Below are 25,773 nucleotides of genomic sequence, written 5' to 3'. Positions count from 1 at the left end.
GCGCCACGCCAGAAGGCGGCTCGGGCATCGGGGATGCCCCTTACTCCACAGGTGCCCGGCTACGTCTCGCGGGCGAGGGCCGCCTCGTCCCGTGGAGCGATGACCGGCGGTCGACGTGCGTGCCGCGTGCGAGGCGCTCGCCGCCTGGGACACCCGGGCCGACGCCGACAGTCGGGGCACCGTCCTGTGGCAGGCGTACCGCGACGCGCTGGCGGGCACCCGCACCAGGGCCTGGCAGACGGTCCCGTACGACCCGGCCCGGCCGCTGACCACCCCGCGCGGGATCGCCGCCGACAACGCCGACGCGCAGCGCGCCTTCGCCGACGCCGTCCGCGGCCTGGCGGCCGCCGGGCTGCCGGTGGACGCCCCGATCGGAGCCGTCCAGCGCTGGGCGGGCATCCCGCTGCACGGCTGCGCCGGCCAGCTCGGCTGCTTCAACGTGCTGACGGCCGAGCCGGGTTCGGGCGCGGGCGGCGGCACCTACCCGGCGGCCGGTGCGGGTATCCCGCACGGCTCCAGCTTCCTGATGGCCACCGAGCTGACCCGGCAGGGCCCGCGCACCCGAACGCTGCTCACCTACGGGCAGTCGGCCGACCCGGACTCCCCGCACTTCACCGACCAGACCCGCCGCTACGCCGCCAAGCAGTGGGTGACCGAGCGCTTCACAAAGACGGGCGGGGTCAGGCCGGCAAGGTTCCTGCTGCTCAGGTGCTACCGCCCGTGCTCCACCGGGGATGACTTCCTAGGATGGTGGGGTTCGCAGGGTCGGCAGGGGGGCGGGGCGTCGTGGAGCGGTCGCGGCTGGTGGGGGTCGGTGGGCCGGGCGGGCCGGGTTCGGGGTACGCGATCGGTGGGCGGCTGGTGCTGACGTCCGCTCATGTGGTGGGTGGTGGCGGGCCGGTGGAGGTGTTCCGTCCGGCGGGGCCGGGTCCGGTCGGCGCCGAGGTGCTGTGGTGCGGGACGCCGGGCGGGCGGGACGACGCGGCGCTGCTGCTGCTCGAGGAGTCGCTGTGGGCGGAGCCGCCGGGGCCGGTGCGCTGGGGGCGGCTGGTGACGGACCGTCCGGGGACGGCCGGTGAGACCTGGGGCCTGCCGGACGTCGGCCAGCGGGCGGGGCGTCCGGCCGAAGCGGTGCAGTTGGTCGGGGAGTTGAATCCGGGTACCGGCTACGTCGACAACCGGCACGTGCTGAACCTGCGTCAGCAGCCGCCGCAGTGGTCCGGCGGTTCGCCGTGGGGCGGGCTGTCCGGCGCGGCGGTGCACTGCGGTGACCTGCTGGTGGGGGTGGTGGCCTCCGAGCGGGCGCACTCGGGCGGGGCGCAGCTGAACCTGGTGCCCGGGTACGTGCTGCACCACGATCCGGCGTTCCGGGCGGTGTTGGCGGCGCACGGGGTGCCGGCGGCGGCGCTGGAGCCGGTCGAGTTGCAGCACCTGGCCGATCCGGCCCTCGCTCCGGAGCGGGCGGCGGGGCCGGTCCGCTCGCCGGCGGCGCTGCTGCGGGCGGCCCGGCAGGTGGTGCCGTTCCACGGGCGGGGGGAGCTGCTGGGTGAGCTGGTCGAGTGGTGCGGGCGCGGCGGGTTCGGCGCCTGGCTGCTGCACGGTCCGGGCGGGCAGGGCAAGACCCGGCTGGCGCACGAGCTGGCGGCCCGGCTGTCGGAGCGCCAGTGGGCGGTGCTGTGGCCGCGTCCGGACGCCGGGGCCGAGGAGTTGGCGGACTGCCGGCGGGCGACGCGTCCGCTGCTGATCGTTCTGGACTACGCCGAGCACCGCACCGAGCAGCTGGCGGCGCTGGTCGGGGCCGCTGCCGCGCACCCCGGTCCGACGGCGTTCAAGCTCCTGTTGCTGGCCCGCACCGACGGCGACTGGTGGCAGCAGGCCGTCACCGCCGACGACGTGGCGCAGGACCACCTGGAGTTCGCCCCGACCCGGCGGCTGGAGCCGCTCCAGGACGAGCCTTCGGGCCGCCCGGCCGCGTACCGGGCCGCGGTGGAGGCGCTGGCCGCCGCGCTGCCGTTCGTGGACGGCCAGTCGGGGCCCGACTGGGCGGGTGTCGCGGCTGCGCTGCCGGTGCCCGCCGAACTCGGCCGGGCCGGGTACGACAATGCGCTGACCTTGCAGATGGCGGCGCTCGCCGACCTGCTCGACACCACCGGGGCGGCCGATTCCGCCGGACGGCCCGGTGCCGCCGTGGTGGAGGACCGGCTGCTGGGCCACGAACGCCGCTACTGGCAGCGCACCGCCGCCGCGCTCGGCCTCTCCCCCGCGCTGTCGGCGCGGGCGCTGGACGCCGTGGTCGCCGCCGCGAACCTGGCCGGCGCGGCCGACCGGGAACAGGCGGACCGGCTGTGGTGTCAACTCCCGGCGCTGGCCGACCAGCCACGCGACCGCCGCGACACGGTGACGGACTGGCTGGGCGCGCTCTACCTCGCCCCCAAGCCCCAGCCGTTCGGACCGCTCCCGCCCGACCGGCTCGCCGAACGCCACATCGCCCGGGTCGTCGAGTCCGATCCCGCGCTTCCCGAGCACCTGCTGCCCGCCCTCGACCCGCGCCGCACCGCGCAGCTCCTCACGGTCTACACCCGCGCCGCCGCGCACCCTGCCATCGGTGGCCGCCTCGACGCCGCGCTGACCGCGCTGTGTGTCCGTCAACGTGCCACGCTGGCCCCGTACTTCGTCTTCCTGGCCACCCGCAGCCCGCGCCCGGGGCCGCTGGTGGCGGCGCTGGACGCGATCGTCTCGGACCCGGGGACGCCGCTGGACCAGCTGTTCGAGCTCCACCTGCTGTTCCCGCCCGCCAGTCAGGCCCTGGTGCACGAGGCGGCCCGGGTGGCCCAGGTACTGACGGACCGCCTGCGGGAGCCCGCAGCCGCCGACCCGGAGCGGTTCCGCCTGGCGCTGGCCGGCACGCTCCAGGACCTCTCCCACCGCTTGGACCAGCTCGGCCGCGCCGAGGAGAGCCTGGCCGCGATTCAGGAGGCGGTCGAGCTGTGCCGGGCGTGCGCCGCCGCCGATCCCGAGCTCCACACCGTCGATCTGGCCGTCATGCTGGACAACCTCGCTGACCGGCTCACCGCCCTCGGCCGGCCGGACGAGGGTCTGGCCTTCGCCGGGGAGGCCGTCGAGCTGCACCGGGCGCGCGGCGAGGCGGGTCTGCCCGAGCTGGCCGACGCTCTGATCAACCTGACCACCGTTCTCGGCAGGCTGGGACGGCACGAGGACGGGCTGGCCGCCGTCCAGGAGGCCCTCGCCGTGATCGATCGGCTCGCCGGGGCCGACCCGTCGACGCAGCTGCGACGGCGGGCGGCCGCGACGGCCAACCTGGCCATCCGGCTGGGTGATCTGGGCCGGCTGCGGGAGAGCACACTGGCGGCCCGCCGGGCGGTGGCCGCGAGCCGGGAGCTCGCCGAGTCCGATCCGGACGCCCACCTGTCCGAGCTGGCCGGTGCGCTCGCCAACGAGTCCCAGGCCTGGCGGCTGCTCGGCCGGCCGGACCAGGGGCTGGCCCCGGCGGAGGAGGCGACCACGCTGCTGCGCCGACTCGCCGACCACAATCCCGATGCGCACCTGCCGCGGCTGCGCACCGTCCTCACCACCCTCTCCGACCACCTGCACGATCTCGGCCGGCCGGCCGAGGCGCTGGCCCTGGCCCGGGAGGCCGTGGCCATCGCACGGACGCTGAACGCCACCCCGTCGGACGCCACCCGGCCCGATCTCGCCGCCGCCCTGTCCGGTCTGGCCCGGCACCTCGGTGTGCAGCACCGGGCCGAGGAGGGCTTGGCGGTCGCCCAGGAGGCGGTCGAGCTGTGCCGTGCGCTCAACGCCCTGCGCCCGGCCGTCCACTCGGCCCGGCTCGCCGTCGCCCTGGACCACCTGTCCGGCCACCTTCAGTTGCTGGGTCGGACGCAGGAGGCGCTGGACAGCCGGGCCGAGGCGGTCAGCCTGCTCCGTGCGCTCGACGCACCGGTCCATCGCCCCCAACTGGCCACGGCCCTGGACAGCCTGGCCCACCTGCTCGGCTCCCTGGGGCGGCACGCCGAGGCGGTGCCGGTCTGCGCCGAGTCCGTCACGCTCTGGTTCACCCTGGCCGAGGCCGACCCGGGCGCCCACCTGTCGCGGTTCGCCCATGTCCTGATCCGGCTCAGCGAGGAACTGCGGCTCGCCGGGGACTTCGCCTCGGCCGTCCGTCCCGCCCGCGATGCCCTCGGCCTCGGCCGCGAGCTCGCCGAGGCCATGCCGGAGCGTCATCTCCCCTTGCTGGCCCACGCGTTGACCAACCTCGCCGACTGCCTCGACGAACCGGGCCAGTGGGCCGAGAGCCTCGCCCTGGCCGAGGAGGCGGCAGCCCTCCGGCGCACCCTCGCCAAGACCGACCCCGACACCCATCTGCCTTTGCTGGCCCACGCGTTGATCGTCCAGGGCACCCAGTCCGGCCTGGCCGGCCGGGCGCAGGACGCACTCGCCCCCATCCTCGAAGCCGCCGACATCTGCCGCGCACTCCACCGCGCCGACCCGGAACTCCACCTGTCGCCCCTGGCCGCCGCCCTGCGCATCCTCGCCCTGGTCCGACACAACCTCGGCCACCGCACGGAGGCACGGGACGCCGCGCTCGAAGCACTCGACCTCTACCGGGTGCTGGCCGCCGAACAGCCCGGCGAATTCGACCGGGTGGCAGCGCAGTTCGGGCAGATCCTGGCCGCGATCGACCAGCTGCCCTCCTGACGGGCCCCGTTGCACGGCCGGATACTGGCGGCACGGGATTCCGGACAGCTAGTATCCCGAATATGCGGACGAGCGAAGGTGTCGAGTGGGGCCTGCACTGCTGCCTCACCCTGGTATGGCTGGACGAGACCGACCCGGTGCCCTCGGCCCGGCTGGCAGCGATGTTCGAACTGTCGCCGACGTACCTCAACAAGGTGCTCCAACGACTCACCCGCGCAGGCCTGTTGACGTCCACCCCGGGCCCGCGCGGCGGCGTCCGACTGGCCCGCGACCCGGGCCGGATCACCATGATGGACGTGGTGACGGCCGTCGAGGGCGCCGACCCGCTCTTCACCTGCGCCGAGATCCGCCAACACGGCGCCTCCGCGGAGGGCGCCGGCCCCCGCGAGTTCACCCGCCCCTGCGGCATCGCCGCCGCCATGCGCCGCGCCGAACTCGCCTGGCGCCGCGAACTCGCCGCCCGCACCATCACCGACCTCGCCCAGAACGCCCCGGCCACCTCCATCACCCGCATCCGCCACAACTACGCCCGCCTCGCCTCAGCCGCGTAAAGGGGGCGCGAGCGCGAGCAAAACCAGGGGCGCGGGGAACTGCGCGAAGGGGAACGCACCACGTCCGCAAGATCGCGACGCAGGGCAATGACCTGCACTTGATCGCGACCTTACGGACGTGGCTTGCGCTTGTCGCGCAGTTCTCCCCCAGCCCTAGCGGGCCGGGAGGTACCCCCACGCGCCCCCATCTTCGCGCCCAACTGGTCTCGCGCCCCCGCCTTCCCCAATTCCGGACAACAAGCATCCAGAATATCCAGGAGCCCCACCATGCCCAGCACCGTCAAGTCCCCACCCGCCTCCGCCCTCGCCCCTCGCGGAGCCGGTCTCCGCCCGGCCGCCGTGCTCGCTCTCGGCACGTTCGCCGTCGGCACCGACGCTTTCGTCACCGCCGGCTTCCTGCCCGCCATGGCCGACGCGTTGCAGGTGTCCACCGCCGCCGCCGGGCAGTCCGTCAGCCTGTTCGCCGCCGTGTACGCGGTGGCCTCGCCGCTCCTCGCCGTCGTCACCGCCCGCCTGCCCCGTCGCACCCTGCTGGTGGGGGCGTTGGTGCTGCTCGCCGCCGCGAACGCGGCGTCCGCATTGGCGCCCACGTACGCCGCGCTGCTCGCCGGCCGCGTCCTCGCGGCTCTGGGGGCGGCCGCGTTCACCCCGACCGCCGGGGCGACGGCCGCGGCGCTGGTGCGGGCCGAGTCGCGGGGGCGGGCGCTCGCGGTGGTGATCGGCGGGCTGACGGCGGCCACCGCGCTCGGCGTGCCGCTCGGACGGGTGGCCGCCGTCGGCCTGGGGTGGCGGGCGGCGCTGGGCGCGGTCGCGGCCCTGTCCGCGCTGGGCGCCCTCGCGGTCGGGCTGGCGCTCCCTCGACTCCCGGGCGCCGAGCCCGCTTCGCTGCGTCGGAGGCTGGCCGCGCTGCGCCGCCCGGGGGTGCTCTCGGTGCTGCCGCTGACGGTGCTCGGGATGGCGGCGTGTTACGTGCCGTACTCGTACAGCGTGCCGATGCTGGCGGCGGTCGGCGTCTCGGGGCGGGTCGCGGTGCCGGTCGTGCTGGTGCTGTACGGGGTGGGCGCGGTGGCGGGCAACCTGCTGGCGGGGCGCTGGACGGACCGGGCCGGTCCGGTGCGGGTGCTGACGGCGGGCTATGCGGCGATGGCGGTGTCGTTCACGGCGCTGACCGGCCTCGCGGCGGGCCATCCGCGCACCGGCATCCCCACCGGTGTGCTGGCGTTCCTGTGGGGCGCGAGCAGTTGGTGCCAGACCCCGGCCCAGCAGCACCGGTTGCTGGCGGCGGCCCCCGAACAGGCCGCGCTGTTGGTGTCGTTGAACGCGTCGGCGATCTATCTGGGCATCGGCGGGGGCACCGTGCTGGGCGGCCTGGCACTGCCGTCGGGCGCGGTGGCGGTGTTCGCGCTGGCGGCGGTGCTGGCGTGCGGTGCGGCGGGGTTCCTCCGGGTGAGCGCCGCACGCAACCGAAGCGGTGGTACTACATCCACATGAACGGCTGACCGGCGATGGCGGCGGCGACCCGGGCGCTGGCGGTCAGTATCTCGTCCGGGTTGTCGCCGGCCCGCTGGTCGGCGTAGCGCGAGACGGCGATGGTGATGTGGTGGCCGACCAGTTCCACCTGGGTCGCGGCCATCGGCCGGATGCCCGCGGCGGGGGCCACCAGCCCGTCCGGGAAGGTGAATTCGAACTCCGCCGCGTGCTCGCGCACCGTCTGCACGGCCCGGGCGGCGGCGTCCCGGTCGTTGAAGCGCAGCACGGTGATGCTGCTGATCACGGGCTGGTCGTTGCGGGTGAGCGCGACGCCGAGCCAGCCCTGGCAGTCGAGCTTCTCCAGCAGGTTGTGGCTCTTGTCGATCTGGACGCCCTGGCAGTCGGCCCCGTCCCGGGCGGCGGTCCGCCGGGCCTTGAACGCGTCGTACTCGTACGCGCGCTGGGCGGGGAAGTACCGCTCCGCCCCGAATGCCTGAGGCTCCGTCAGCGGCTTGGCCACCTGTCCGGGCGCGGCAGCGGCAGCGGCGGGCAGAGTGCTGGTCGGGCCGAGTCCGGGCAGGATGTCACCGGGGTGCGGCGTGGACACCACCCACACGCCACCGGCGGCCAGCACCGCGACGACACTCCACAGGACGGCCAGGCGTCTCCGCTCGCCGATGGCCCGATGCCCGGTCACCGGCAGGTCCTCATCGGCGCCTGCGGGCGCGTCCCCCTGGATGGTCATGGCGCAGATTCTAAGCAGGTCATCCCACAATCCCACCTTCGGGTTGGGCGTACCGAAAGCACCCATGCCATGACCGCGGCAGCAGGCACTCGACTTATCGGCAGAAATACCGTTATGTCCAACTTGTATGCCCCAGCCCGACACTGGGTGGTTGTCAGAAAATCACTCGCACCACATCCGGCTTGGCGAACGGCATCATCTCCCAGCCCAGCGACCGGCCCCGCTCCCCCGGTTCGGGCGACCCGCCGGCCCGCCGGCCGGCACCCGCCACCTCGGCACCCGCCACCTCGGCACCCACCGACTCGCCCACGGGCTCACTCACCGAGCCCCGGCACCCACACCAGGCGCAGGACGTCGATGGTGCGTTCCTCCGGGTTGACGAACAGTTCGGCGGTGACCGACGGGGCGAGCACCGCGCTGCGCAGGTCGCCCCACTCGTCGACGGGGGTGCCGGCCCGGCCGTCGAGGGTCACCAGCGCGGCGGTGACCAGGGCGAACAACAGGTCGTCCGCCTTGGAGATTTCGAGCATCGTCTGGGCGGGCTGGTCCTGCAGCCAGAACCGCCAACCCTTCACGCGACGGCTCCGATCTGTCGCGACCGGGCGGCGGCGAGCACGGGGCCGACGGCCGCCCGGAACCCGGAGCGGTCGCTGCCGTACGCCGCGGACATCGCCCGCAGCCACCACGAGGTGATCACGGCCTCCCGGTCCAGCGAATCCTCGACCGGGCCCAACTCCCCGTAGAACCTGGCCCGTTCGTCATAGGTGAGCGCATGCCCGATGCCATTGATGCTCCGCGGCACCCGCAGCGTGCCGGACTCCGCCATTGCCGTCATGCCTTGCCCTCCCGTCCCAATGTCTCCGACCGTACCCGGGCAGGCTCGATCCGTCTGCCACCTTTCCCCCACGAACTCTTCCCCGACCCGAGGAAGCCGCTGCTGTCCCCCACTCGCGTCCGGGTGGGCGGACACGGCGATTCACCGCTCCGAGCCGGGCGCCCTCTCCTACGATTTGGGCGCCGACAGTCCCAGCGACAGGGGTGATTTCGATGCCGGACGACACCACGGGGATCGACCCGTCCACGCCGAGCATCGCTCGCGTCTACGACTATCTGCTCGGCGGCACGGACAATTACCCCGCCGACCGCGAGATCGGCGATTTCTTCCTCCGGGAACTGCCCGGTTCGGCCGCGGTCCCGATCGAAAACCGCCGGGCCCTGATTCGCGCCGTCGCGGCGATGGCCGACGACGGCATTCGCCAGTTCCTCGACATGGGCAGCGGCCTGCCCACCGCCGACAACGTGCACCAGGTCGCCGAGCGGCACCGCCTTGACGCGCGCGTCGTCTACGTCGACAACGACCCGACCGTACTGGCTCACGGCCGCGCCCTGTTGGCCGCCGACGACCGCACCACGGTGATCGGGGCGGACGTACGAGAACCGGAGAGCATCCACCGCCATCCCGAGGTGGCCCGCCTGATCGACTTCGACCAGCCGGTGGGCATCGTCTTCAGCGCCGTCCTGCACCATCTCAACGACGCCGAACGCCCCGGCGAGGTGGTGCGCTGGTGGGCGGACCGGGTGCCCTCGGGCAGCCGGATCTACATCTCCCACTTCCGCTCCGGCGACAACGAACAGACCCGGATCGCCGAACAGAAACTGCAGAGCGTCTTCGGCCGCGGCCGCTGGCGCACCGACGAGGAGATCACCGCCCTGTTCGGCGACCTCGACCTCCTCGATCCGGGCCTCGTCAACTGCCCCCTGTGGCGCCCGGAATCCGCACCGCTCGGCACCACCGCTGCGAGCCGCCGCGAACTGACGGTGTGGGAGCAGATGATCTCCTGCGCCCTGGCCCGCAAGCCGTAGGGGCCTCGACCGGGCTGCGTGAAACCGACTTTGACAATTCGCACGCGACCCCTATCCTTCACGCCATCTCTGCGCGTGATCCACACCGCAGACACCACTTCGGCGGGGGATCACTGTGCATTCCGAGAACGTTCACCACGCGCCGGGCCCGCAGGTCCTGCCCGACAGCGGATCGGCCACCGGCTTCCGGCGGTTGGCGCTGGCCGCGCAGGTGCTGATCGGCCTTCAGACCACCCTGCAGGTGACGGTCGCCGTGGCCGGCGGCACCCGCTCGGCGCTCTTCCTGGCGCTCGCGCCGCTCCTGATCGGACTGTTCCTCGGCACCTGCGTCGTGTTCCTTCTCTGGTTCCGGCGCTGCCGGCTCAACGTCGACCGCTTCGGTCCGGGGACTCAGAAGTACTCGGCCGGATGGGCCGTCGGCGGCTGGTTCGTCCCCCTGGCGATGTGGTGGATTCCGCGCCGGATCGCGCTGGACATCTGGCGCGCTACCGCGCCCACCGGCAAGACCTGGTTGATCAATGCCTGGTGGGCCGCGTGGCTCGCCAAGACGCTCGGCGCCCTGTGGGTCAACCGACTCAACGCGAACTCCAACGGCTACTCGGCCTTCGACGTGGTGGCCGGCCTTGCTGCGGCGGCGCTCGCGATCCTGGTGATCCAGCAGATCACGTCCGCTCAGGAAGCACGGCTGCACGCCGCCGCGCAGCCCGCCGCGACGGCGCGTGTGTGAGCAATGTCTCGCAGGCCCGCCCGCCAGGGTTCGGAATACCGTCAGATGGTGCGTAAAGCGGCAGGTCAAGGCCTGTTGTGACTACTCGCACACGCTCCGGGCGATCTTCTGGTGTGTTCCCTCTGGCGAACGGCGGGGCGGCCCGGGCAGGATCGGGCCATGGATCTCCTCGACACGCTGACCGACAAGGGCCTTCGCCGGGAACTGCCCACCCGCGAGGAGGCGCTGGCCGTACTGGCCACCACGGATGACGAGCTGCTGGACGTGGTCGCAGCGGCGGGGCGGGTGCGCCGGCAGTGGTTCGGGCGGCGGGTGAAGCTCAACTACCTGGTGAACCTGAAGAGCGGGCTGTGCCCGGAGGACTGCTCGTACTGTTCGCAGCGCCTCGGGTCGAAGGCGGAAATCCTCAAGTACACCTGGCTGAAGCCGGAGCAGGCCGCCGAGGCGGCGGCCGCGGGTGTCGCGGGCGGCGCGAAGCGGGTGTGCCTGGTGGCCAGCGGCCGTGGGCCGACGGACCGGGACATCGACCGGGTGGCGGACACCATCGCTGCCATCAAGGACGCGGACGAGCAGGTCGAGGTGTGCGCCTGCCTGGGTCTGCTGTCGGACAATCAGGCGGAGCGTCTGAAGGCGGCCGGCGCGGACGCGTACAACCACAACCTGAACACCTCCGAGAGCACCTACGGCGAGATCACCACCACCCACACCTACGCGGACCGGGTGGACACCGTGGAGAAGGCGCACGGGGCCGGGCTGTCGGCCTGTTCGGGGCTGATCGCGGGCATGGGCGAGAGTGACGAGGACCTGGTGGACGTGGTCTTCGCGCTGCGCGAGCTGGACCCGGACTCGGTGCCGGTGAACTTCCTGATCCCGTTCGAGGGCACCCCGCTCGCGGAGGAGTGGAACCTGACGCCGCAGCGCTGCCTGCGGATCCTGGCGATGGTCCGGTTCGTCTGCCCGGACATCGAGGTGCGGATCGCGGGCGGCCGAGAGGTGCACCTGCGGTCGATGCAGCCGCTGGGCCTGCACATCGCCAACTCGATCTTCCTGGGCGACTACCTGACCAGCGAGGGCCAGGCCGGACAGGCCGACCTCGACATGATCAAGGACGCCGGTTTCGAGGTGGAGGGCGCCGAGCAGACCACCCTGCCCCGCCACCGCGCGGCGGCGGCCGGTGGCTGCGGCGGCGGCGCGTCCGTCTGCGGCGGCCACGGCGAGGACGCCGCGAACGCCTGCGGGACGGGCGGCGGCTGCGGGACGGGCGGCGCCTGCGGCCCCTGCGGCGGCCACCCGACGGAGGACGCCACCGAGGACCAGGCCGTCACCGAGGACCAGGCCGTCACCGAGGACGAGGCGCGCACCGACCTGGTGCGGGTGCGCCGTCGTGGCGCAGGCACCGAACTGGCGCCGAACGCGTGAGCGACAACGCGCAGTTGCTCGACCTGGACCGGGCGCACGTCTGGCACCCGTACGGTCCGATGCCGGGGACGGTCCGGCCGTTCGTGGTGGAGTCGGCCGCGGGCGTGCGCCTGCGGCTGGCCGAGCCGGTGGGCGGGCACGAGGAGCTGATCGACGGGATGTCGTCCTGGTGGGCGGCGATCCACGGCTACCGGCACCCGGTGCTGGACGCGGCCGTCCACGATCAGCTGGAGCGGATGAGCCACGTCATGTTCGGCGGCCTGACCCATCGCCCCGCAGTCGAACTCGCCGTCAAGCTGGTGGAGTTGACGCCCGAGCCGCTGCAGCACGTGTTCCTCGCCGACTCCGGTTCGGTGGCGGTCGAGGTGGCGCTGAAGATGTGCCTCCAGTACTGGCAGTCGCTGGGACGGCCGGAGAAGCGGCGGGTGCTGACCTGGCGCGGCGGCTACCACGGCGACACCTTCCACCCCATGTCGGTGTGCGACCCCGAGGGCGGGATGCACCACCTGTGGGGCGGGGTGCTGCCCCGTCAGCTGTTCGCCGCCGAGCCGCCCGCCGGGTACGACGCCCCGGCCGACCCGGAGTACCTGGCGCACCTGGCCGGCCTGATCGAACGGCACGCCGGCGAGCTGGCCGCCGTGATCGTCGAACCGGTGGTGCAGGGCGCGGGCGGAATGCGCTTCCACTCCCCCGATTACCTGACCGCTCTGCGGGAGTTGTGCGACGCGCACGACGTCCTGCTGGTCTTCGACGAGATCGCCACCGGCTTCGGCCGCACCGGCGAACTGTTCGCCGCCGACCACGCGGGCGTCTCCCCGGACGTGATGTGCCTCGGGAAGGCGCTGACCGGCGGCTACCTGACGCTGGCCGCCACCCTGTGCACCAGCAGGGTCGCGGAGGGCATCTCGCGCGGCGAGGTCCCGGTGCTGGCGCACGGTCCGACGTTCATGGGCAACCCGCTGGCCACCGCCGCCGCCAACGCCTCGATCGACCTCCTGCTGAGCCAGGACTGGCGCACCGGGGTCAAGCGCATCGAGACTGCGCTCCGCACCGCCCTCGCACCGTGCGCGGGGCAGCCCGGGGTGCGGGACGTCCGGGTGCTGGGCGCGATCGGCGTGGTGCAGCTGGACGCGCCGGTCGACATGGCGGCGGCCACCGCGGCGGCCGCCGAACAGGGCGTGTGGCTGCGGCCGTTCCGCGACCTGATCTACACCATGCCGCCGTTCGTCACCGGGGACGCCGACGTGGCCGCGATCGGCCGCGCCGTCGCCGCCGCTGCCGCGTCCCACGCCGCGCACAGCGGCTGAACCCCGCACAGCGGCTGAACCACCCTCCTGAGGAAGCACCATGTCGTCCGTTCTGTTCGTCACCGGCACCAACACCGAGGTCGGCAAGACCGTCACCACCGCGGCCCTCGCCGCGCTCCGCACCGATCCGGTGGCGGTGCTCAAGCCCGGCCAGACGGGGCTGACGCCGGGCGAGCCGGGCGACGTGGAGGAGGTGGCCCGGCTGGCCGGGCCGCTGGTGCACGGCGTCGAACTGGCCCGCTACCCCGAGCCGTTGGCGCCCGACACGGCGGCCCGCCGGTCCGGTCTTCCGGCCCTCGCACCGGACGAGGTGGCGAAGACCGTGGCCGACCTGGCCGGACGCTTCGGCGCCGTGCTGGTGGAGGGCGCGGGCGGGCTGCTGGTCCGCTACGACGCGCAGGGCCGGACCATCGCGGACCTCGCCGCCGCCTGCGAACTCGCGGGCGTCCAGGTCGAGTTCCTGCTGGTCGCGGCAGCCGGCCTGGGCACCCTCAACGCGACGGCGCTGACCGCGGAGGCACTGCGCCACCGCGGCCTGGCGCTGCGCGGGGTGGTGGTCGGCAGCTGGCCCGCCGACCCCGACCTCGCGGCCCGCTGCAACCTGGCCGACCTCCCGTCCGCCGCCGGCGCCCCCCTGCTGGGCGCCCTGCCGGCCGGCGCGGCGGCCGCCCAATCGCCGTCCGCCTTCCGCGAGTTGGCCGCATCCTCGCTCGCCCCGTCGCTGGGCGGTCACTGGGACGCCGAGGCGTTCGCGACGGCGCACCACCCGGGCTGAGACGCCCGAACCGCGCCGCGCCCGAACCGCGCCGCGCCCGAACGCGGGCGGGCGACCGGCGGGCCGGGCAACCACGAGCCGATCCCGCCGACGCACAGGCCCAGGTAGGCGTCGTCGGTGACGTCCATGACGAACAGCGGCAAGGTGGCGGACATCCGACCGGCCGCGATCTGCCTGGGCGGAGGTGCCCGCGTTCGCCGGGTCGTACTCGCCGGAGGCGGGCGGGTACCCGGTGCTGCTCGACGCGCCGACGGGCACCCTGGTGGACTCCCGGCCGCCGAAGCCCGGACACCGCGGCGGGCGGCCGGTCCTCGCGCTACTCCCCCGCCCCTCCCGGTCCGCCGATCAGGCGGGTCACCAACTCGTCCACCAGCTTGGTGCGTTGCTCGGGGGTGAACAGGTCGGGCAGGGCGAGGCGCTCCAGGATCAGCCAGTTCAGGGCCAGGTACAGCAGTTGCACCGCGGTGGCGTCGCCCGGCAGGCCGGCGGCGAGGTGGTAGTCGATGTTGAACTGGAGGTCCGCGCCGATCCGGCGGGTGACGGTCTCCCTCAGTTCGGGGCGGCGCAGCGCGGCCAGGCGGAGTTCCAGCAGGGCGAGGAAGCCGGTCGGGAAGTCGGCGACCCGGTCGACGAGTTGGTGCATCAGCTCGGCGACCCTCGCGCTGTCGCGCGGCCCGGCCAGGCCCTGGGCGAGAGCCTCCGGGTCGGCGCCGAGGCGCTCGTACACGCGCTCGGCGCACTGGGCGAGCAGGGCGTCGCGGTTGCTGAAGTAGTTGGAGGCGGTGCCGGCGGGGACGGCGGCGCGCTGGTCCACCGCCCGGAACGTCAGCCCGCGGGCGCCTTCCTCGGCGAGGACTTCGATGGCGGCGTCGAGCAGGGCCGCGCGTCGTTCGGGATTACTTCGGGCCATTGCTTGTAACCACTCCACTCGTAGTGCTACGTTCTTACCACTCCAAACAGAGTACTACAGACCAAGTGGTCAACCCCTTCGAAAGGCACTGAATGCGAAAGCTCGTGTACTACGTCGCCGTCTCCATCGACGGCTTCATTGCCGGCCCGGCAGGCGAGTACGACTTCTACCCCCAGCCCGCCGACATGGCGGAGTACCTCCGGGCCGAGTTCCCCGAGACGATGCCGAGCCACGCCCGGCCGCACCTCGGCCTCGACGGGGTGCCCAACAAGCGCTTCGACACCGTGGTGATGGGCCTGAACACCTACCGGCCCGCGCTCGGCATCGGCGTCACCAGCCCGTACGCGCACCTGAAGCAGTACGTGGTGTCCTCCACCCTGCCCGAGCCGACCGATCCGACGGTCAACCTGGTCCGCACCGACCCGCTGGGCCTGGTACGGGAGTTGAAGCAGCAGGGCGGCGACGGCGATATCTGGCTGTGCGGCGGCGCCCGGCTGGCGGGCGAACTGCTGCCGGAGATCGACGAACTGATCTGGAAGCGCTACCCCGTGGTGGCCGGCACCGGCCTCCCCGCCTTCGCCGGCGAGTTCCGGCCGCGCCCGTTCGCCCACGTCGAGACGCTGGAGTTCAGCAACGGCGGCACCATTTCCACCTACCGCGCGGCCGAGTAGCCGTGCGACACCCGGGCGCGCGGCCGGCGCCGGGCGGGGCCCACCGGCGCGGTGCACGGGAGGCCGGGCGGGGCCGGCCTCCCGTGCGGGCCCGCCGCGCCGAACAGCGGGCGGCAGGGCGGCAGTTGCGTCAGCTGCGCCAGCCGTGCCAGCCGTGCCAGCTGCGTCAGTCGCTTCAGTCGCTTCAGTCGCGGAGGAAACCCTCCAGGGACGCCGCGAGGGCCACCGGGGTCTCGTACATCGGGTAGTGGCCGCTGCCGGCCAGCTCCTCGAGCTCGGCGTTGGGGTAGTGGGTGAGGAAGGTCCCGCGCATCACGTCGGCGGTGAGGGCGAGGTCGTGCTCGCCGACGATCACCTTGACCGGCACCGGGTTGCCGCTGATCCGGCCCTCCAGGTCGGCCGTCGCCCAGTCGCGGACGTAACCGCCGAAGGCCTCGGGGGCGGACAGCCGGAGCGACTGCTCGACCATGCGGTCGAGCCAGACCCGGCCGGCCCGCTGTCCGGTGACCAGATCGAGGATCGCCAGGCGCTTCTCCCGATCCTCGGCGGCACCGTAGAACAGCGCCTCACCTGCCTCGTCCAGCGGATACGCCCCGGCCGGCACCGGGGCCAGACCGACCAGTTTGCGCACCCGCAGCGGCGCCTCGGCAAGCACCTGCTGGGCCGCCTTCCCGCCCATCGAGTGGCCGACCAGGGAGAACCGGTCCCAGCCGAGCTGGTCGGCCAGGGCGAGCGCGTCGGCCGCGATCTCGGCGAGCGTGTACCTGCCGGGGACGTCCTTGCGCTGCCCGTAGCCGCGGTAGTCGAGGAAGGCGTAGCTGAACGCGCCCCCGTCGAGGTAGTCGAGGAACGGGCCCCAGCCGGCGCTGGTGCCGAACCAGTCGTGGAGCACCAGGACGTGGTGGTCGCCGGTGCCGGTCGAGCGGTGAGAAATCGTCATGCCCTCGGTCGTTCCCCGCGAACCGCCCGCCCGAACGGACGGTTCGCACGGGACGGACCGCGGACCCCGCACCGGCGGACGCGCCGCCCACGAAAGAAGCCCTCACCACCTGCCTGGCCCCGCCTCCGCACCGCGCCGGTTCGCGGCTCGCCCCTGCCCGGCCTCGGCAGGACGCGACAGGACGCGATAGGCCTCGGCAGGGCACGGCCGATCAGGGGTGCAGGGTGGCGAGTTCGGCCGCGGTGAGGGCGAGGCCCGCCGCGGCGGCGGAGTCGCGGATGGAGGCGGGCCGGCGGGCACCGGGTATCGGGACGACGGTCGGCGACTGCGCCAAGTGCCAGGCCAGGCACACCTGTTGGGGGCTGACCCGGCGCTCGGCGGCCAGCGCGTGGAAGGGGGTGGCGCTCGGCGGCCCCGGATCGGCCTCGCCGACCACCCCGGCCTGCTTTCCCTCCCCCCTCGCCGAACCCGCCCCGCGCCGCCACCTCGGCCTCGCCCTCTCCCGCCGCCGACGCGGCCACCCGGCCCGTCTCGCCCAGGAGTTGGCCACCCGCATCACCACCGGGGCCCGCACCCTCACCTGCACCCGAACGGGCGTCCCCGCGTCACCACCGCCCCCGCCCGCCCGTTGAACAACCGTCAGCCCCCGTCCCCGAGGAGTCCGCCATGCGCACCGCCCTCACCGCCCTCGCCGCCCTCCTCCTCGCGGCCGCCCCGGCCACCGCCGCCACCACCCCGGACCAGACCTACAGCATCCCGGTCGGCGCAATCACCGACCTCGGCGCCCTCCCCCAACTCGGCGGCCTGGGCTACGACTTCGCCCACCTCCTCGGCCAGTGACACGACTCCCCTGGCGCCCCCACCCCAACGGAGTTCCCCCTCCGCCGGGGCTCGCCTGCTGCGCAGCAGCGCGGTCGCGGCGACTGCGACAACCAGGCCCGTGCGGCGCGGCATGGCGGTGATTCCTCGCTCCATGGTGGTTCCCCCTTCGGGAAGTTGAGGGCGATTCACGGTGAGCCGCCCGCCGCCTGACCGGTTCGAGGCCGGACCGCTGCCGACCCGGGCGGATCCTCGAATCCTTGGGGTTCCACGAGCCCGTCGGAGGAGGTACCGGCCGTCCCGAACGGCCTCGCCGCGGCAACTCACGGCCGCGACGGCCGCGTTCGCCTCGCCTGCGGCATCCGGTGGGGTGCGCCGTTTCGGATCCCGTCCGGGCGCTGGACCGGATCGCGTTGCGGTCCACGGAGCCCGGCACCGGCACCGCCGACCTTGGCGCCCTCGGGACGACGCCGTTATTGACCGCAAGGTCAAATATGTCGTACCGTCAGGTCATGGGACGACCCAAGCAATTCGACGAGGGCACTGCGATCGCGCAGGCGATGCAGGTGTTCTGGACGAACGGCTACGCCGGGTCCTCGCCGGCCGAGCTGGCCGAGGCGGCGGGCATCGGCAAGGGCAGCCTGTACCACGCCTTCGGCTCCAAGCGGGAGCTCTTCGGCCGGGCGCTGGACGCGTACGACCGCACCGGCACCGAGCTGACCGAGGAGTTCCTGGCGGGGCCGGGCACCGCGAAGGAGTGCATCCGGACCTACCTGGCAATGCTGGTGGACAGGGACTTCGACGGCCCGGTGCGACGCGGCTGCCTCGCCGTCAACACCGCACTGGAGCTCGGCGGGCGGGACGCGGACGCCGCGCTCGCAGTGCGCCGACTGACCGAGCACAGCGCCGACCTGCTGGCCGCGCGCATCGAGCGGGGCAAGCTGGACGGCGACGTCCCGGGCTCGATGGACGCGCGGACGCAGGCCAGGTTCCTGATGACCGCGCTCGCCGGGCTGCGGGTGATGGCCCGGGCCTACGACCGCGAGACGGTCCTGGCGATCGTCGACACCACCGTCACCACCGTCTTCGGTCCCTGAGGAACCCCCAAGCGCACGACCCCCAAGTGCACGACCTCCTGACCGCACGGCCTTACCGCCGCGCGGTCTCGCACACCCTGATATTTGACCTCTGATTCAAGAATGTCGGCCGCCCGCAACGGGCGGACCGGAAATGAGGAGCCATGGATCTCGGACTCAACGGCCGCACCGCCCTGGTCACCGGCGCGGGACGCGGCATCGGCCTCGCCATCGCCCGCGCGCTGGCCGCCGAGGGAGTGAAGGTGGTGGGCGCGACCCGCACCGCCACACCGGAGTTGGCCGCCGTCGCCACCGTGGCGACCGCCGATCTGAGCACCCGCCAGGGCGCCGAGGACGCGGTCGGGCAGGCGCTGGCGACGCTCGGCGGCATCGACCTGCTGGTCAACAACGTGGGCGCGGGCGACCCCTCAATCTTCGCCCTCGGTGGCGTGCTGGACGCGGCGGACGAGCAGTGGCAGTCGCTGTTCTATCTGAACGTGATGTCGGCGGTGCGCACCACCCGGGCGGCGTTGCCCAGCCTGCTGGAGCGGCGCGGCGCGATCGTCAACGTCTCCTCGATCAACTCCCGTATCCCCACCGGCTCCCCGGTCGGCTATGCCGAGGCCAAGGCGGCGCTCACCCAGTTCGGCAAGCGCCTCAGCGAGGAACTCGCACCGCGCGGGGTGCGCGTCAACACTGTCTCGCCCGGCCCGACCTCCACCGACCAGTGGACCGCCGCCGACGGCTACGGCGGCCGGATGGCGGACGCCATGGGCGTCCCCCTCGATGCCCTGCTGGACGGCCTGCCCGCCCGGGCGGGCACCGCGTCGGGCCGGCTCTCCACCCCCGAGGAGGTCGCCGACCTGGTGGTCTTCGCCCTCTCCGACCGGGCCGCCAACATCCACGGAGCGGACCTGGTGGTTGACGGCGGAACCCTCAAGTCCGCCTGAACAGCAGCGAGTTGACGTTCAATCAGCTCAGCAGCCGGGTCCAGCGGCGCCACTGCTCCTCGCGCCCGTACCCGGCCGCCCGCCAGGCCGACCGGCCGAGTTCGTTGTGCTCCAGCACCATCGCGTCGGCCCGCCGCCCGCCCAGTGCCTCGAAGCGGGCGTGCGCGGCGGCCAGCAGTGCGCCGCCGATGCCGCGGCGGCGGGCCGACGGGTGGACGGCCAGCCGGTAGAGGTGGCAGCGCCAGCCGTCCCAGCCCGCGATCACCGTGCCCAGGATCGCGCCGTCCCGCACCGCCAGGATCAGCGCCTGCGGGTCGCGTTCCAACAGCCCTGCCACGCCTGCCCGGTCGTCGCTGATGCTGGTGCCCTCGGCGGCCTCGGCCCAGAACGCCAGCACCGCGTCGATGTCGGCGGGCAGCGCGGCCCGCAGTTCGTACTCGTTCATGGCACCCCTTCCTACCAGCGGCGACGGCCCGGCCACCAGCCATGTGCGGACCCGCTCTTGACGGCACCGGCCCCGCCCCAGCAAGGTGTGGGCCACTCCCTCGCACCGCTTCCCGTCCCGACCCTCCCCACCTCGGAGATGGCATGCGTGCGCAAAGAACCGCCCATCGCTACCGCCGCGACGGCCTGCCGATCGGCCTCGCGGCCGCCGCCCTCGCCCTGGCCGGCGCGGGCCTGGGCCTCGGCCTCGACTCCCCCGCGTCGGCGGCGCCGCCGACCGTCGATGTGGTCGACAACGGGCACTTCGACCAGGGCAACCGGATGCCCGCCTGGAGCTTCGAGAGCGGCCGGGTGCTGCCGCCGTCCGACGCCTTCGGGACGCTGGAGGGCCGTCCGACCGACAGCAGCTTCGCGGGCTGCACCCAGCGCGTCACGGTCGAACCGAACTCCACGTACCGGCTGAGCGCCCGGGTCACCGGGCCGTTCGCCTTCGCGGGCGTCACCGGATCCGGCACCACGGACCTCGCCCTCTGGTCGAACCGGAACGACTGGAACGAACTGACCGGGACGGTCACCACCGGCCCGGACACCCGCACGCTGATGGTGTACTTCCACGGCTGGTACCAGCAAGGGCCGTACCGGATCAGCTCGTTCGAGCTGTGGGGCCCGGGGCAGCCGCGGAACACCTGCACCCCGGTCCCGGCCGGCGGCAGCCCGGCACCCTCGGCCGGCCCTGCCACCTGACGCCGACCGCGACGCCCGCCCCGTCCGCCGGCTGACACCTCTGCACCGTCCGCACACTCCGCCCCCGCCTCGGAGCTGACGGTGCATCAGCCGCGCAGCGCCCAGACCGTGGTGGTCTTCACGGCCGCGTCCTCCAGGTCCGCGGCGACCGGGACGGCGTACTCGGCGAGAGCCGTGAAGCGTTCGCGCGGCAGATAGGCCCGGCCCGGATCGCCGACCACCACGGTCGCGCCCCGGGCGGCGGCGCGCTCCAGGAACGGCAGGAAGCGCGCCGCCATCGCCCGCTCGTAGAACACGTCGCCGGCCAGCACCACCTGGCAGCCGTCGCCGTCGCCGTCCAGCACGTCCGCCAGTTCCGCCGTCACCGACACACCGTTGGCGGCCGCGTTCACGGCGATCGCCGCCACCGCGTACGCGTCGATCTCCGCCGCCCGCACCTGCGCCGCGCCGCTCAGCGCCGCCGCGACCCCGACCAGGCCGGAGCCCGCCGCCAGGTCCAGCACGCTGCGCCCCGCCACCAGTTCGGGCCGATCCAGCACGTGCCGGGCCACCGCGACGCCACCCGCCCACGGGAACGCCCAGAACGGCGGCGGCAACCCGATCTCACCGCGTTCCCGCTCGGTGACCTCCCACAGCGCGATCGCGTCCTGCGCCATGCGCAGCCGCACCTCGGGCACGAACGGAACCGGCCCGGGCCGGGTGTGGGCGCGCACGAACTCCGTGTCGGCGGAAGAGATCTGACGCTCGGCGGTACCCCGCAGCGTGGCGGTGTCGTTCCCCATGGCGCACAGCCTAGGGCCAGTGATCGCTTCCCACGCGCAAGCAGCAGGCCGCCCACACGATCGCCGCGATTGCCTCCGCACGAGCACCGACCGAACACAGGCCACGTACCGTTTCGATACCGAAGCCGTCATGAGCTGCGGAAACGCTCGCTCCGCGGAGGGCGCCCGAGTACGATCCGGGCAGATGCCCCGGTTTTCACGGCACCACCGCACACGGGTTGTGCCCGGCCGCGGGCGGCAACTCGCGCGGGGGCGCCCGGTACCACACGCCGGTGTGCCGCGACCCGCGTCCACGGCACCGCGCGCCAGGGCGGTGGCGCGAAGCGGAAGGGCAGCGACTTGGCGGATCGTCTTACCGGCGGGGACTCCTCGCTGCTGCGGCGGATCAACGCGGCGGTCACCCTGCGGTCGTTGCGCGACGGACAGGCCGTCACGCTCACCCAACTCGTCGGCGACACCGGCCTGTCCAGACCTACCGTCGAGGGCGTCATCGAGGGGCTGCTGGAGTCCGGACTCGTCGCCGAGGTCGAACACGTCCAGGAGTCGGGCCGTCAACGCGGCCGCCCGGCCCGCTGGTTCCGCTTCCGCGCCGAGGCCGGGCACGTCCTCGGCATCGAAATCGGCGTCCACGACCTGCGGGTGGTCCTCGCCGACCTGGCCGGCGAGGTACTCACCAGCTTCGCCAAGCCGGTGGACGAGTCGATGGAGGCCGAGGAACGGCTCACCCAACTCCGCACCACCGTCGCCGAAGTACTGCGCAAGGCCGGGGTCTCCCGCGACAACCTGTGGGAGGTCGCGGTCGGCACGCCCGGCATCGTCGACCGCGAAGGCGTCGTCCGGCTCGGCACCGCGATGCCCGGCTGGACCGGCCTCGACCTCGGCGCCCGGCTGCGCCGCTCGTTCCGCTGCCCCGTGGTGATCGAGAACGACGCCAACCTCGCCGCCATCGCCGAACACTGGAAGGGCGCCGCCGTCGGCAAGGGCGACGTGGTGTTCGTGATGGCCGGCCTCAGCCCGGGCGCCGGCTCGCTGATCGGCGGCCGGCTGCACCGCGGCTTCGGCGGCGCGGCCGGCGAGATCGGCGCCCTCCACCTGCTCGGCCGGCAGGCCACCCCCGAGCGGCTGCTCTCCACCACCGGCCAGCCCCTCGACCCGCTGGACGAGGCCGCGGTGGCGCGCGTCCTGCGCCTGGCCCGGGAGGGCGACCAGGTCGCCCAGATCGCCATGGACCGCTTCCTCGGCCGCCTGGTCCACGACGTCACCGCGCTCGTCCTCGCCCTCGACCCCGAACTCGTCGTGGTCGGCGGCTGGGCGGCCGGCCTGGACGGCGTCCTGGAGCCGCTGCGCGAACAGCTCTCCCGCTACACGCTGCGCGCGCCCGAGGTCGCCCTCGCCGCACTCGGCTCCGAGGTGGTGGCGATGGGCGCCCTGCGGATCGCGCTCGACCACGTCGAGGAGCAGCTGTTCGCCGTCGATCCGCCGGTGCGGTAATTCCGTCTCGCGGCACACGGCGCAACTCCCGGCCGCCGAGCCGGTCCCCGAACCGACCGCCGAACCAGCCGCCGACCCGGCCCCCGCCCCGGTCGCGGGCATCGGTTCGCGACCGGTCCGGCTCAAAGCCGTGCCACCCCTGTTCACCGTTCCGCATCGGTGACCAGGGATGGCACGGGCAGCTGAAAATCTTCCGACGGACCGTCAGGACGCAGCGTTGGCCGCCGCGTTGGCAGTGACCGGCGTCGCGACCTGGACGGCCGTGCCGAACTCGCCGAAGGTCAGCTTGCAGGTGTCGGCGCGGTAGGTGGAGATGCCGACGGCCGCCAGCCGGCCCGCCGCGGCGTACTGGGTGGTGACCACCAGCACCGGGGTGCCCGGGGGGCGCTCCAGCAGCGCGGCCTCGGCGGACTCCGCCACGCCCAGCTCCACCGAGCGGGACTCGCCGTCGGCGCCGAGGCGCTCCAGCTGGCGCAGCACGCCGCGGGCGCGGTCGCCCTCGTCCACCACCACGGCCAGCCGCGGCTGCCCGGCGGCCGCCATGTGCAGCGACTCGACAGCGACCGTCACGCCCTGCGCGATCCGCAGCCGGCGCACCGTGTGCACCTGCTCGCCCTCGGCGATGCCGAGGGTGCGGGCCAGTGCGGCGGAGGCGGCGCCGGTGGTGCAGTCGACGACCTTCCACTCCTGGCCGCGCGCGGCCCCGGCCCGGGCGGACTCGCGTTCGCCGACCGGGATGCCGACGCGCGGAGCGGCGACGAGCGTACCGATGCCGCGACGGCGCACCAGGCGGCCCTCCAGCTCCAGCTGGTCGAGCGCCTGCCGCAGGGTGGCGCGGGCCACTCCGAAACGGGCCGAGAGCTCACGCTCGTTGGGCAGGATCTGGCCGGTGGAGAACTCGGCGTCCATGGTGCGCAGCAGCACCGAGCGCAGGTGCCAGTACTTCGGCTCCGCAGTCGCCGTGAGCGTTCCTTGCCCCACCGTGTCCTCCACCCTGAAGAGCGACGGCCCCGCCGCTGCTCCCCCGGTTTCGGCAGGTGGGAAGGGCGGGCTTTATCCGTGCTTCTTTATTAAAGGTCTTTGCAGTAAGCGACAGTAGGGGGTGCCCGTGGACATGGTCAAGACCAATGGGTGGGCTCCTTCGGGGCAAAGCGAACCTGCGCGCGACCGCAACCCGGTACTCTCGCCGGGTGAAGAGTGTTTCCACGGTCAACGTCAACGGGATCCGGGCTGCCGCCAAGAAGGGCTTCCTGGAGTGGATCGACGACACCAAGTCCGAGGTGGTGTGCCTGCAGGAGGTCCGAGCCGAGCCCGAGCAGTTCGGCGAGGTGCTGGCCCGGCTCGACGGCTGGCACGCGGTCTGGGCGCCGGCCGCGGCGAAGGGCCGTGCCGGCGTTGCCGTTCTCTCCCGCCGTGAGCCGGACGCCACCCGGATCGGCTTCGGCTCGGCCGAGTTCGACGTCTCCGGCCGCTACGCCGAACTCGACCTCCCCGGCCTGACCGTCGCCTCCCTCTACCTTCCCTCCGGCGAGGTCGGCACCCCGCGGCAGGACGAGAAGGAACGCTTCATGGCCGAGTTCCTGGTCCACCTCGGAGCGCTGCGCGAGCGCGCCGCCGCCGAGGGCCGCGAGGTGCTGGTCTGCGGCGACTGGAACATCGCCCACCGCGAGATCGACCTGCGCAACTGGAAGGGCAACTCGAAGAAGGCCGGCTTCCTCCCCGAGGAACGCGCCTGGCTCTCCCGTGTCCTCGACGACCACGACTACGTCGACGTCCTGCGTCAGCACCACCCGGACCAGGAGGGCCCGTACTCCTGGTGGTCCTACCGGGGCCGCGCCTTCGACAACGACTCCGGCTGGCGGATCGACATGATTTTTACAACGCAGGGTATCGCAAGCCGCTGCACCGACGCCTACGTGGAGCGCCCGGCCTCCAGCGCCGAGCGCTGGTCCGATCACGCCCCCGTCACAGCGGTCTTCGACCACACGTTCTAGCCAGGGAATCCGAACCGCTGCTGCCGTCGGCGCGCGGCAGCAAGGGGTGTCACGGCAATCGAATGCATACCGCCCATCAGGACGGGAGTAGGTGGCTGGGGCGATGCGGCCATCCCGGCTTCGGCTGGTGGCGGGGTCGCTCGCGCGTTCCGGCACCGGGCCGGACGCGTGACAACGCCCCTCGCGCCCGAAGGGCCCCAGGAGCAACCAGCTGGCTCCGCGCTTCTCCTCTCATCTGGCGAGGGAGGACAAGCACTGCCCCGTCAGTCGGTCCCACTACGGGCCCGCACCAGCAGTACGTCGCCCACCGTCAGCAGTCCGCCACCGGCCAGGCCGGCCCACGTCAGCGCCCCGGGCGCGCCCGTGTCCGGCAGGCCCGCACCGCCATGCGGCCGCGCCAAGGGGCCGCTGCGGCCGGGCGCCTTCGCGCAGACGCCCGCCCCCCGCGCCTGCCCTTCGGCGAGCATGCCTGCACCGCCACACAGACCTGTGCCTGGCCGCTGTGCACCGCCTCCCCTGCGGGTCCCACGCCGAGGCGGACGCGGCGTTGGTCACCTTGCCCGCCCGTCGGCGTCTGGTTCCGCCTCCATGGCCACGAGGAATCCCGAATCCACCCAGGCCGCGAACGCCACCAGCGGCCCCGGTATCCGCATTCCCCAGGGCCGCACGAGAGCGAGGGCCATGACGATCCCGGTGCCTGCCATGCCGATGGTCACGGTGTTGAGCACCACCCAGCCGGCCAGGCCGAATCCGTCGCCGATCGGTAAGAGTCCGGCGATCGCGCCGACCACCCACGAGACCTTGATCAACAGATAGGGCGTCATCACCAGCGCCGCCCCGTACGCAGCCGGCCGACCCACCCGGTCCAATCGATCCATTGCGGGTTCCCTCCTCAGTCGCGGGAACCACACCTTCATCCACTGCCCCGCCCCGTCACATCGTGCGCGGGTCGTGCGCGCATCATCCGCCAGGATGAAACTGGCCAACACCCGAGCCGAGCTTGGCGTGGTGGACGGAATGGCTGCGGCCGTAGCGGAGGAAGTCTTCCCCCGAGCAGAGCGGGCAGCAGCCGGCCTGCGAGGCGGTTCGTCCGGCAACGGGCCATCAAAATGGAATGGGCGCCCACTCGTGAACGAGGTTCCCCAGGTGCCGCCGCCGGACGCCGATGTAGCAGACGGCGAGCAGCGGACCGACGTCGCGGCAACAGTGTTGCGATCCTCGGCCGTCCCGAAGGACGACCGCCACGGACTGTTCCTGGCGCCCGCCTCCGGGGAGACGGATGTTGCGATCCTCGGCCGTCCCGAAGGACGACCGCCACGGACTGTTCCTGGCGCCCGCCTCCGGGGAGACGGATGTTGCGATCCTCGGCCGTCCCG

Annotated in this window: 27 protein-coding genes and 1 pseudogene; 16 read left to right on the top strand and 12 right to left on the bottom strand. The window is 73.4% G+C overall.

The genetic code is table 11. The annotated features are described in order from the left end of the window. Positions 1-115 precede the first annotated feature (115 nt). The 4 genes from ACZ6R9_RS23755 (at position 116) to ACZ6R9_RS23740 (ending at position 6,761) form a co-directional block, all read left to right on the top strand. Positions 116-868: a penicillin acylase family protein gene (locus tag ACZ6R9_RS23755; RefSeq protein WP_465540178.1), complete on the top strand. Its 753-nt coding sequence runs from the start codon at positions 116-118 to the stop codon at positions 866-868. Further along, complete coding sequence (locus ACZ6R9_RS23750) at positions 787-4,719, top strand: tetratricopeptide repeat protein (protein WP_465540176.1); 3,933 nt, start codon at positions 787-789, stop codon at positions 4,717-4,719. The genes ACZ6R9_RS23755 and ACZ6R9_RS23750 overlap by 82 nt, the downstream gene beginning before the upstream one ends. A 62-nt stretch (positions 4,720-4,781) precedes the next feature. Continuing rightward, complete coding sequence (locus ACZ6R9_RS23745; RefSeq protein WP_465540174.1) at positions 4,782-5,270, top strand: RrF2 family transcriptional regulator; 489 nt, start codon at positions 4,782-4,784, stop codon at positions 5,268-5,270. A 267-nt stretch (positions 5,271-5,537) separates the two neighbouring features. Continuing rightward, entirely contained in the window at positions 5,538-6,761 is a 1,224-nt protein-coding gene (locus tag ACZ6R9_RS23740; RefSeq protein WP_465540173.1) for an MFS transporter, read from the top strand. On the opposite strand, the gene ACZ6R9_RS23735 is transcribed toward ACZ6R9_RS23740, so the two are convergent. From ACZ6R9_RS23735 to ACZ6R9_RS23720, 4 genes are all read right to left on the bottom strand, one after another. After that, positions 6,748-7,485, bottom strand: coding sequence for a hypothetical protein (locus ACZ6R9_RS23735; RefSeq protein WP_380478820.1), 738 nt, complete (start codon positions 7,483-7,485; stop codon positions 6,748-6,750). The two genes, ACZ6R9_RS23740 and ACZ6R9_RS23735, sit on opposite strands and share 14 nt — an antisense overlap. A 154-nt stretch (positions 7,486-7,639) precedes the next feature. Then, positions 7,640-7,807 (bottom strand): hypothetical protein, encoded by a 168-nt coding sequence (locus ACZ6R9_RS23730; RefSeq protein WP_465540170.1) that lies wholly within the window; start codon positions 7,805-7,807, stop codon positions 7,640-7,642. After that, positions 7,800-8,060, bottom strand: coding sequence for a hypothetical protein (locus ACZ6R9_RS23725; RefSeq protein WP_380478824.1), 261 nt, complete (start codon positions 8,058-8,060; stop codon positions 7,800-7,802). The genes ACZ6R9_RS23730 and ACZ6R9_RS23725 overlap by 8 nt, the downstream gene beginning before the upstream one ends. Continuing rightward, complete coding sequence (locus tag ACZ6R9_RS23720; protein ID WP_380478825.1) at positions 8,057-8,320, bottom strand: hypothetical protein; 264 nt, start codon at positions 8,318-8,320, stop codon at positions 8,057-8,059. The genes ACZ6R9_RS23725 and ACZ6R9_RS23720 overlap by 4 nt, the downstream gene beginning before the upstream one ends. Before the next feature lie 212 nt (positions 8,321-8,532). On the opposite strand from ACZ6R9_RS23720, the gene ACZ6R9_RS23715 reads away from it, so the two are divergent. From ACZ6R9_RS23715 to bioD, 5 genes are all read left to right on the top strand, one after another. Next, on the top strand, positions 8,533-9,348 hold the full coding sequence (locus tag ACZ6R9_RS23715; protein WP_380478827.1) for an SAM-dependent methyltransferase: 816 nt from the start codon (positions 8,533-8,535) through the stop codon (positions 9,346-9,348). A 115-nt stretch (positions 9,349-9,463) separates the two neighbouring features. Further along, complete coding sequence (locus ACZ6R9_RS23710) at positions 9,464-10,075, top strand: DUF4328 domain-containing protein (protein ID WP_465540167.1); 612 nt, start codon at positions 9,464-9,466, stop codon at positions 10,073-10,075. A gap of 159 nt (positions 10,076-10,234) precedes the next feature. Continuing rightward, entirely contained in the window at positions 10,235-11,494 is a 1,260-nt protein-coding gene (bioB, locus tag ACZ6R9_RS23705) for a biotin synthase BioB (RefSeq protein ID WP_465540166.1), read from the top strand. A 59-nt stretch (positions 11,495-11,553) separates the two neighbouring features. Continuing rightward, positions 11,554-12,801 (top strand): adenosylmethionine--8-amino-7-oxononanoate transaminase, encoded by a 1,248-nt coding sequence (locus ACZ6R9_RS23700; RefSeq protein ID WP_465540340.1) that lies wholly within the window; start codon positions 11,554-11,556, stop codon positions 12,799-12,801. A 40-nt stretch (positions 12,802-12,841) separates the two neighbouring features. Continuing rightward, positions 12,842-13,576 (top strand): dethiobiotin synthase, encoded by a 735-nt coding sequence (gene bioD / locus ACZ6R9_RS23695; protein ID WP_465540164.1) that lies wholly within the window; start codon positions 12,842-12,844, stop codon positions 13,574-13,576. Between the two features lie 316 nt (positions 13,577-13,892). Here the strand turns inward: bioD and ACZ6R9_RS23690 are convergent, their stop codons facing one another. Beyond that, on the bottom strand, positions 13,893-14,486 hold the full coding sequence (locus ACZ6R9_RS23690) for a TetR/AcrR family transcriptional regulator (RefSeq protein ID WP_380478834.1): 594 nt from the start codon (positions 14,484-14,486) through the stop codon (positions 13,893-13,895). A gap of 92 nt (positions 14,487-14,578) precedes the next feature. Between ACZ6R9_RS23690 and ACZ6R9_RS23685 the strand changes: the two genes are divergently transcribed. Further along, complete coding sequence (locus tag ACZ6R9_RS23685) at positions 14,579-15,157, top strand: dihydrofolate reductase family protein (protein ID WP_465540161.1); 579 nt, start codon at positions 14,579-14,581, stop codon at positions 15,155-15,157. A 184-nt stretch (positions 15,158-15,341) separates the two neighbouring features. Here ACZ6R9_RS23685 and ACZ6R9_RS23680 read toward each other — a convergent pair whose 3' ends face one another. Together ACZ6R9_RS23680 and ACZ6R9_RS23675 are read right to left on the bottom strand one after the other, a co-directional pair. After that, the gene (locus tag ACZ6R9_RS23680) at positions 15,342-16,097 is read right to left on the bottom strand and encodes an alpha/beta fold hydrolase (RefSeq protein ID WP_465540159.1); all 756 of its coding nucleotides are present in this window, start codon (positions 16,095-16,097) and stop codon (positions 15,342-15,344) included. A 211-nt stretch (positions 16,098-16,308) separates the two neighbouring features. After that, positions 16,309-16,512, bottom strand: a pseudogene (locus tag ACZ6R9_RS23675) (aldo/keto reductase); the annotation flags it as partial. 251 nt (positions 16,513-16,763) lie between these two features. On the opposite strand from ACZ6R9_RS23675, the gene ACZ6R9_RS23670 reads away from it, so the two are divergent. The 3 genes from ACZ6R9_RS23670 to ACZ6R9_RS23660 all read left to right on the top strand — a co-directional run bounded on the left by ACZ6R9_RS23670 (position 16,764) and on the right by ACZ6R9_RS23660 (position 18,942). After that, positions 16,764-16,937 carry a hypothetical protein gene (locus tag ACZ6R9_RS23670; protein ID WP_465540157.1) on the top strand — a complete coding sequence of 58 codons (174 nt, stop codon included), beginning with the start codon at positions 16,764-16,766 and terminating at the stop codon, positions 16,935-16,937. Between the two features lie 491 nt (positions 16,938-17,428). Then, entirely contained in the window at positions 17,429-18,013 is a 585-nt protein-coding gene (locus tag ACZ6R9_RS23665) for a TetR/AcrR family transcriptional regulator (protein ID WP_465540155.1), read from the top strand. 143 nt (positions 18,014-18,156) lie between these two features. Beyond that, entirely contained in the window at positions 18,157-18,942 is a 786-nt protein-coding gene (locus tag ACZ6R9_RS23660; RefSeq protein WP_465540153.1) for an SDR family oxidoreductase, read from the top strand. Between the two features lie 22 nt (positions 18,943-18,964). Here ACZ6R9_RS23660 and ACZ6R9_RS23655 read toward each other — a convergent pair whose 3' ends face one another. Continuing rightward, complete coding sequence (locus ACZ6R9_RS23655; protein ID WP_465540151.1) at positions 18,965-19,387, bottom strand: GNAT family N-acetyltransferase; 423 nt, start codon at positions 19,385-19,387, stop codon at positions 18,965-18,967. A 143-nt stretch (positions 19,388-19,530) separates the two neighbouring features. Here ACZ6R9_RS23655 and ACZ6R9_RS23650 point away from each other — a divergent pair, with 143 nt between their 5' ends. Then, positions 19,531-20,130 carry a carbohydrate binding domain-containing protein gene (locus ACZ6R9_RS23650; RefSeq protein WP_465540149.1) on the top strand — a complete coding sequence of 200 codons (600 nt, stop codon included), beginning with the start codon at positions 19,531-19,533 and terminating at the stop codon, positions 20,128-20,130. Between the two features lie 86 nt (positions 20,131-20,216). Here ACZ6R9_RS23650 and ACZ6R9_RS23645 read toward each other — a convergent pair whose 3' ends face one another. Continuing rightward, positions 20,217-20,912: a class I SAM-dependent methyltransferase gene (locus tag ACZ6R9_RS23645; RefSeq protein WP_380478851.1), complete on the bottom strand. Its 696-nt coding sequence runs from the start codon at positions 20,910-20,912 to the stop codon at positions 20,217-20,219. Between the two features lie 339 nt (positions 20,913-21,251). On the opposite strand from ACZ6R9_RS23645, the gene ACZ6R9_RS23640 reads away from it, so the two are divergent. Next, complete coding sequence (locus ACZ6R9_RS23640; RefSeq protein WP_465540147.1) at positions 21,252-22,403, top strand: ROK family protein; 1,152 nt, start codon at positions 21,252-21,254, stop codon at positions 22,401-22,403. A 204-nt stretch (positions 22,404-22,607) separates the two neighbouring features. Here ACZ6R9_RS23640 and ACZ6R9_RS23635 read toward each other — a convergent pair whose 3' ends face one another. Continuing rightward, the gene (locus tag ACZ6R9_RS23635) at positions 22,608-23,384 is read right to left on the bottom strand and encodes a GntR family transcriptional regulator (RefSeq protein ID WP_380478855.1); all 777 of its coding nucleotides are present in this window, start codon (positions 23,382-23,384) and stop codon (positions 22,608-22,610) included. A 209-nt stretch (positions 23,385-23,593) separates the two neighbouring features. Here ACZ6R9_RS23635 and ACZ6R9_RS23630 point away from each other — a divergent pair, with 209 nt between their 5' ends. Further along, the gene (locus tag ACZ6R9_RS23630) at positions 23,594-24,397 is read left to right on the top strand and encodes an exodeoxyribonuclease III (RefSeq protein ID WP_465540144.1); all 804 of its coding nucleotides are present in this window, start codon (positions 23,594-23,596) and stop codon (positions 24,395-24,397) included. Positions 24,398-24,660: 263 nt separating this feature from the next. On the opposite strand, the gene ACZ6R9_RS23625 is transcribed toward ACZ6R9_RS23630, so the two are convergent. Beyond that, positions 24,661-24,864: a hypothetical protein gene (locus tag ACZ6R9_RS23625; protein WP_380478859.1), complete on the bottom strand. Its 204-nt coding sequence runs from the start codon at positions 24,862-24,864 to the stop codon at positions 24,661-24,663. Positions 24,865-24,948: 84 nt separating this feature from the next. After that, complete coding sequence (locus ACZ6R9_RS23620; protein ID WP_465540142.1) at positions 24,949-25,275, bottom strand: hypothetical protein; 327 nt, start codon at positions 25,273-25,275, stop codon at positions 24,949-24,951. Positions 25,276-25,773 lie beyond the last annotated feature (498 nt).

It is taken from the genome of Kitasatospora sp. NPDC048662 (assembly GCF_055587065.1).
The sequence above is the reverse complement of the archived record's forward strand: the minus strand, read 5'-3'. Positions and strand labels throughout refer to the sequence as shown.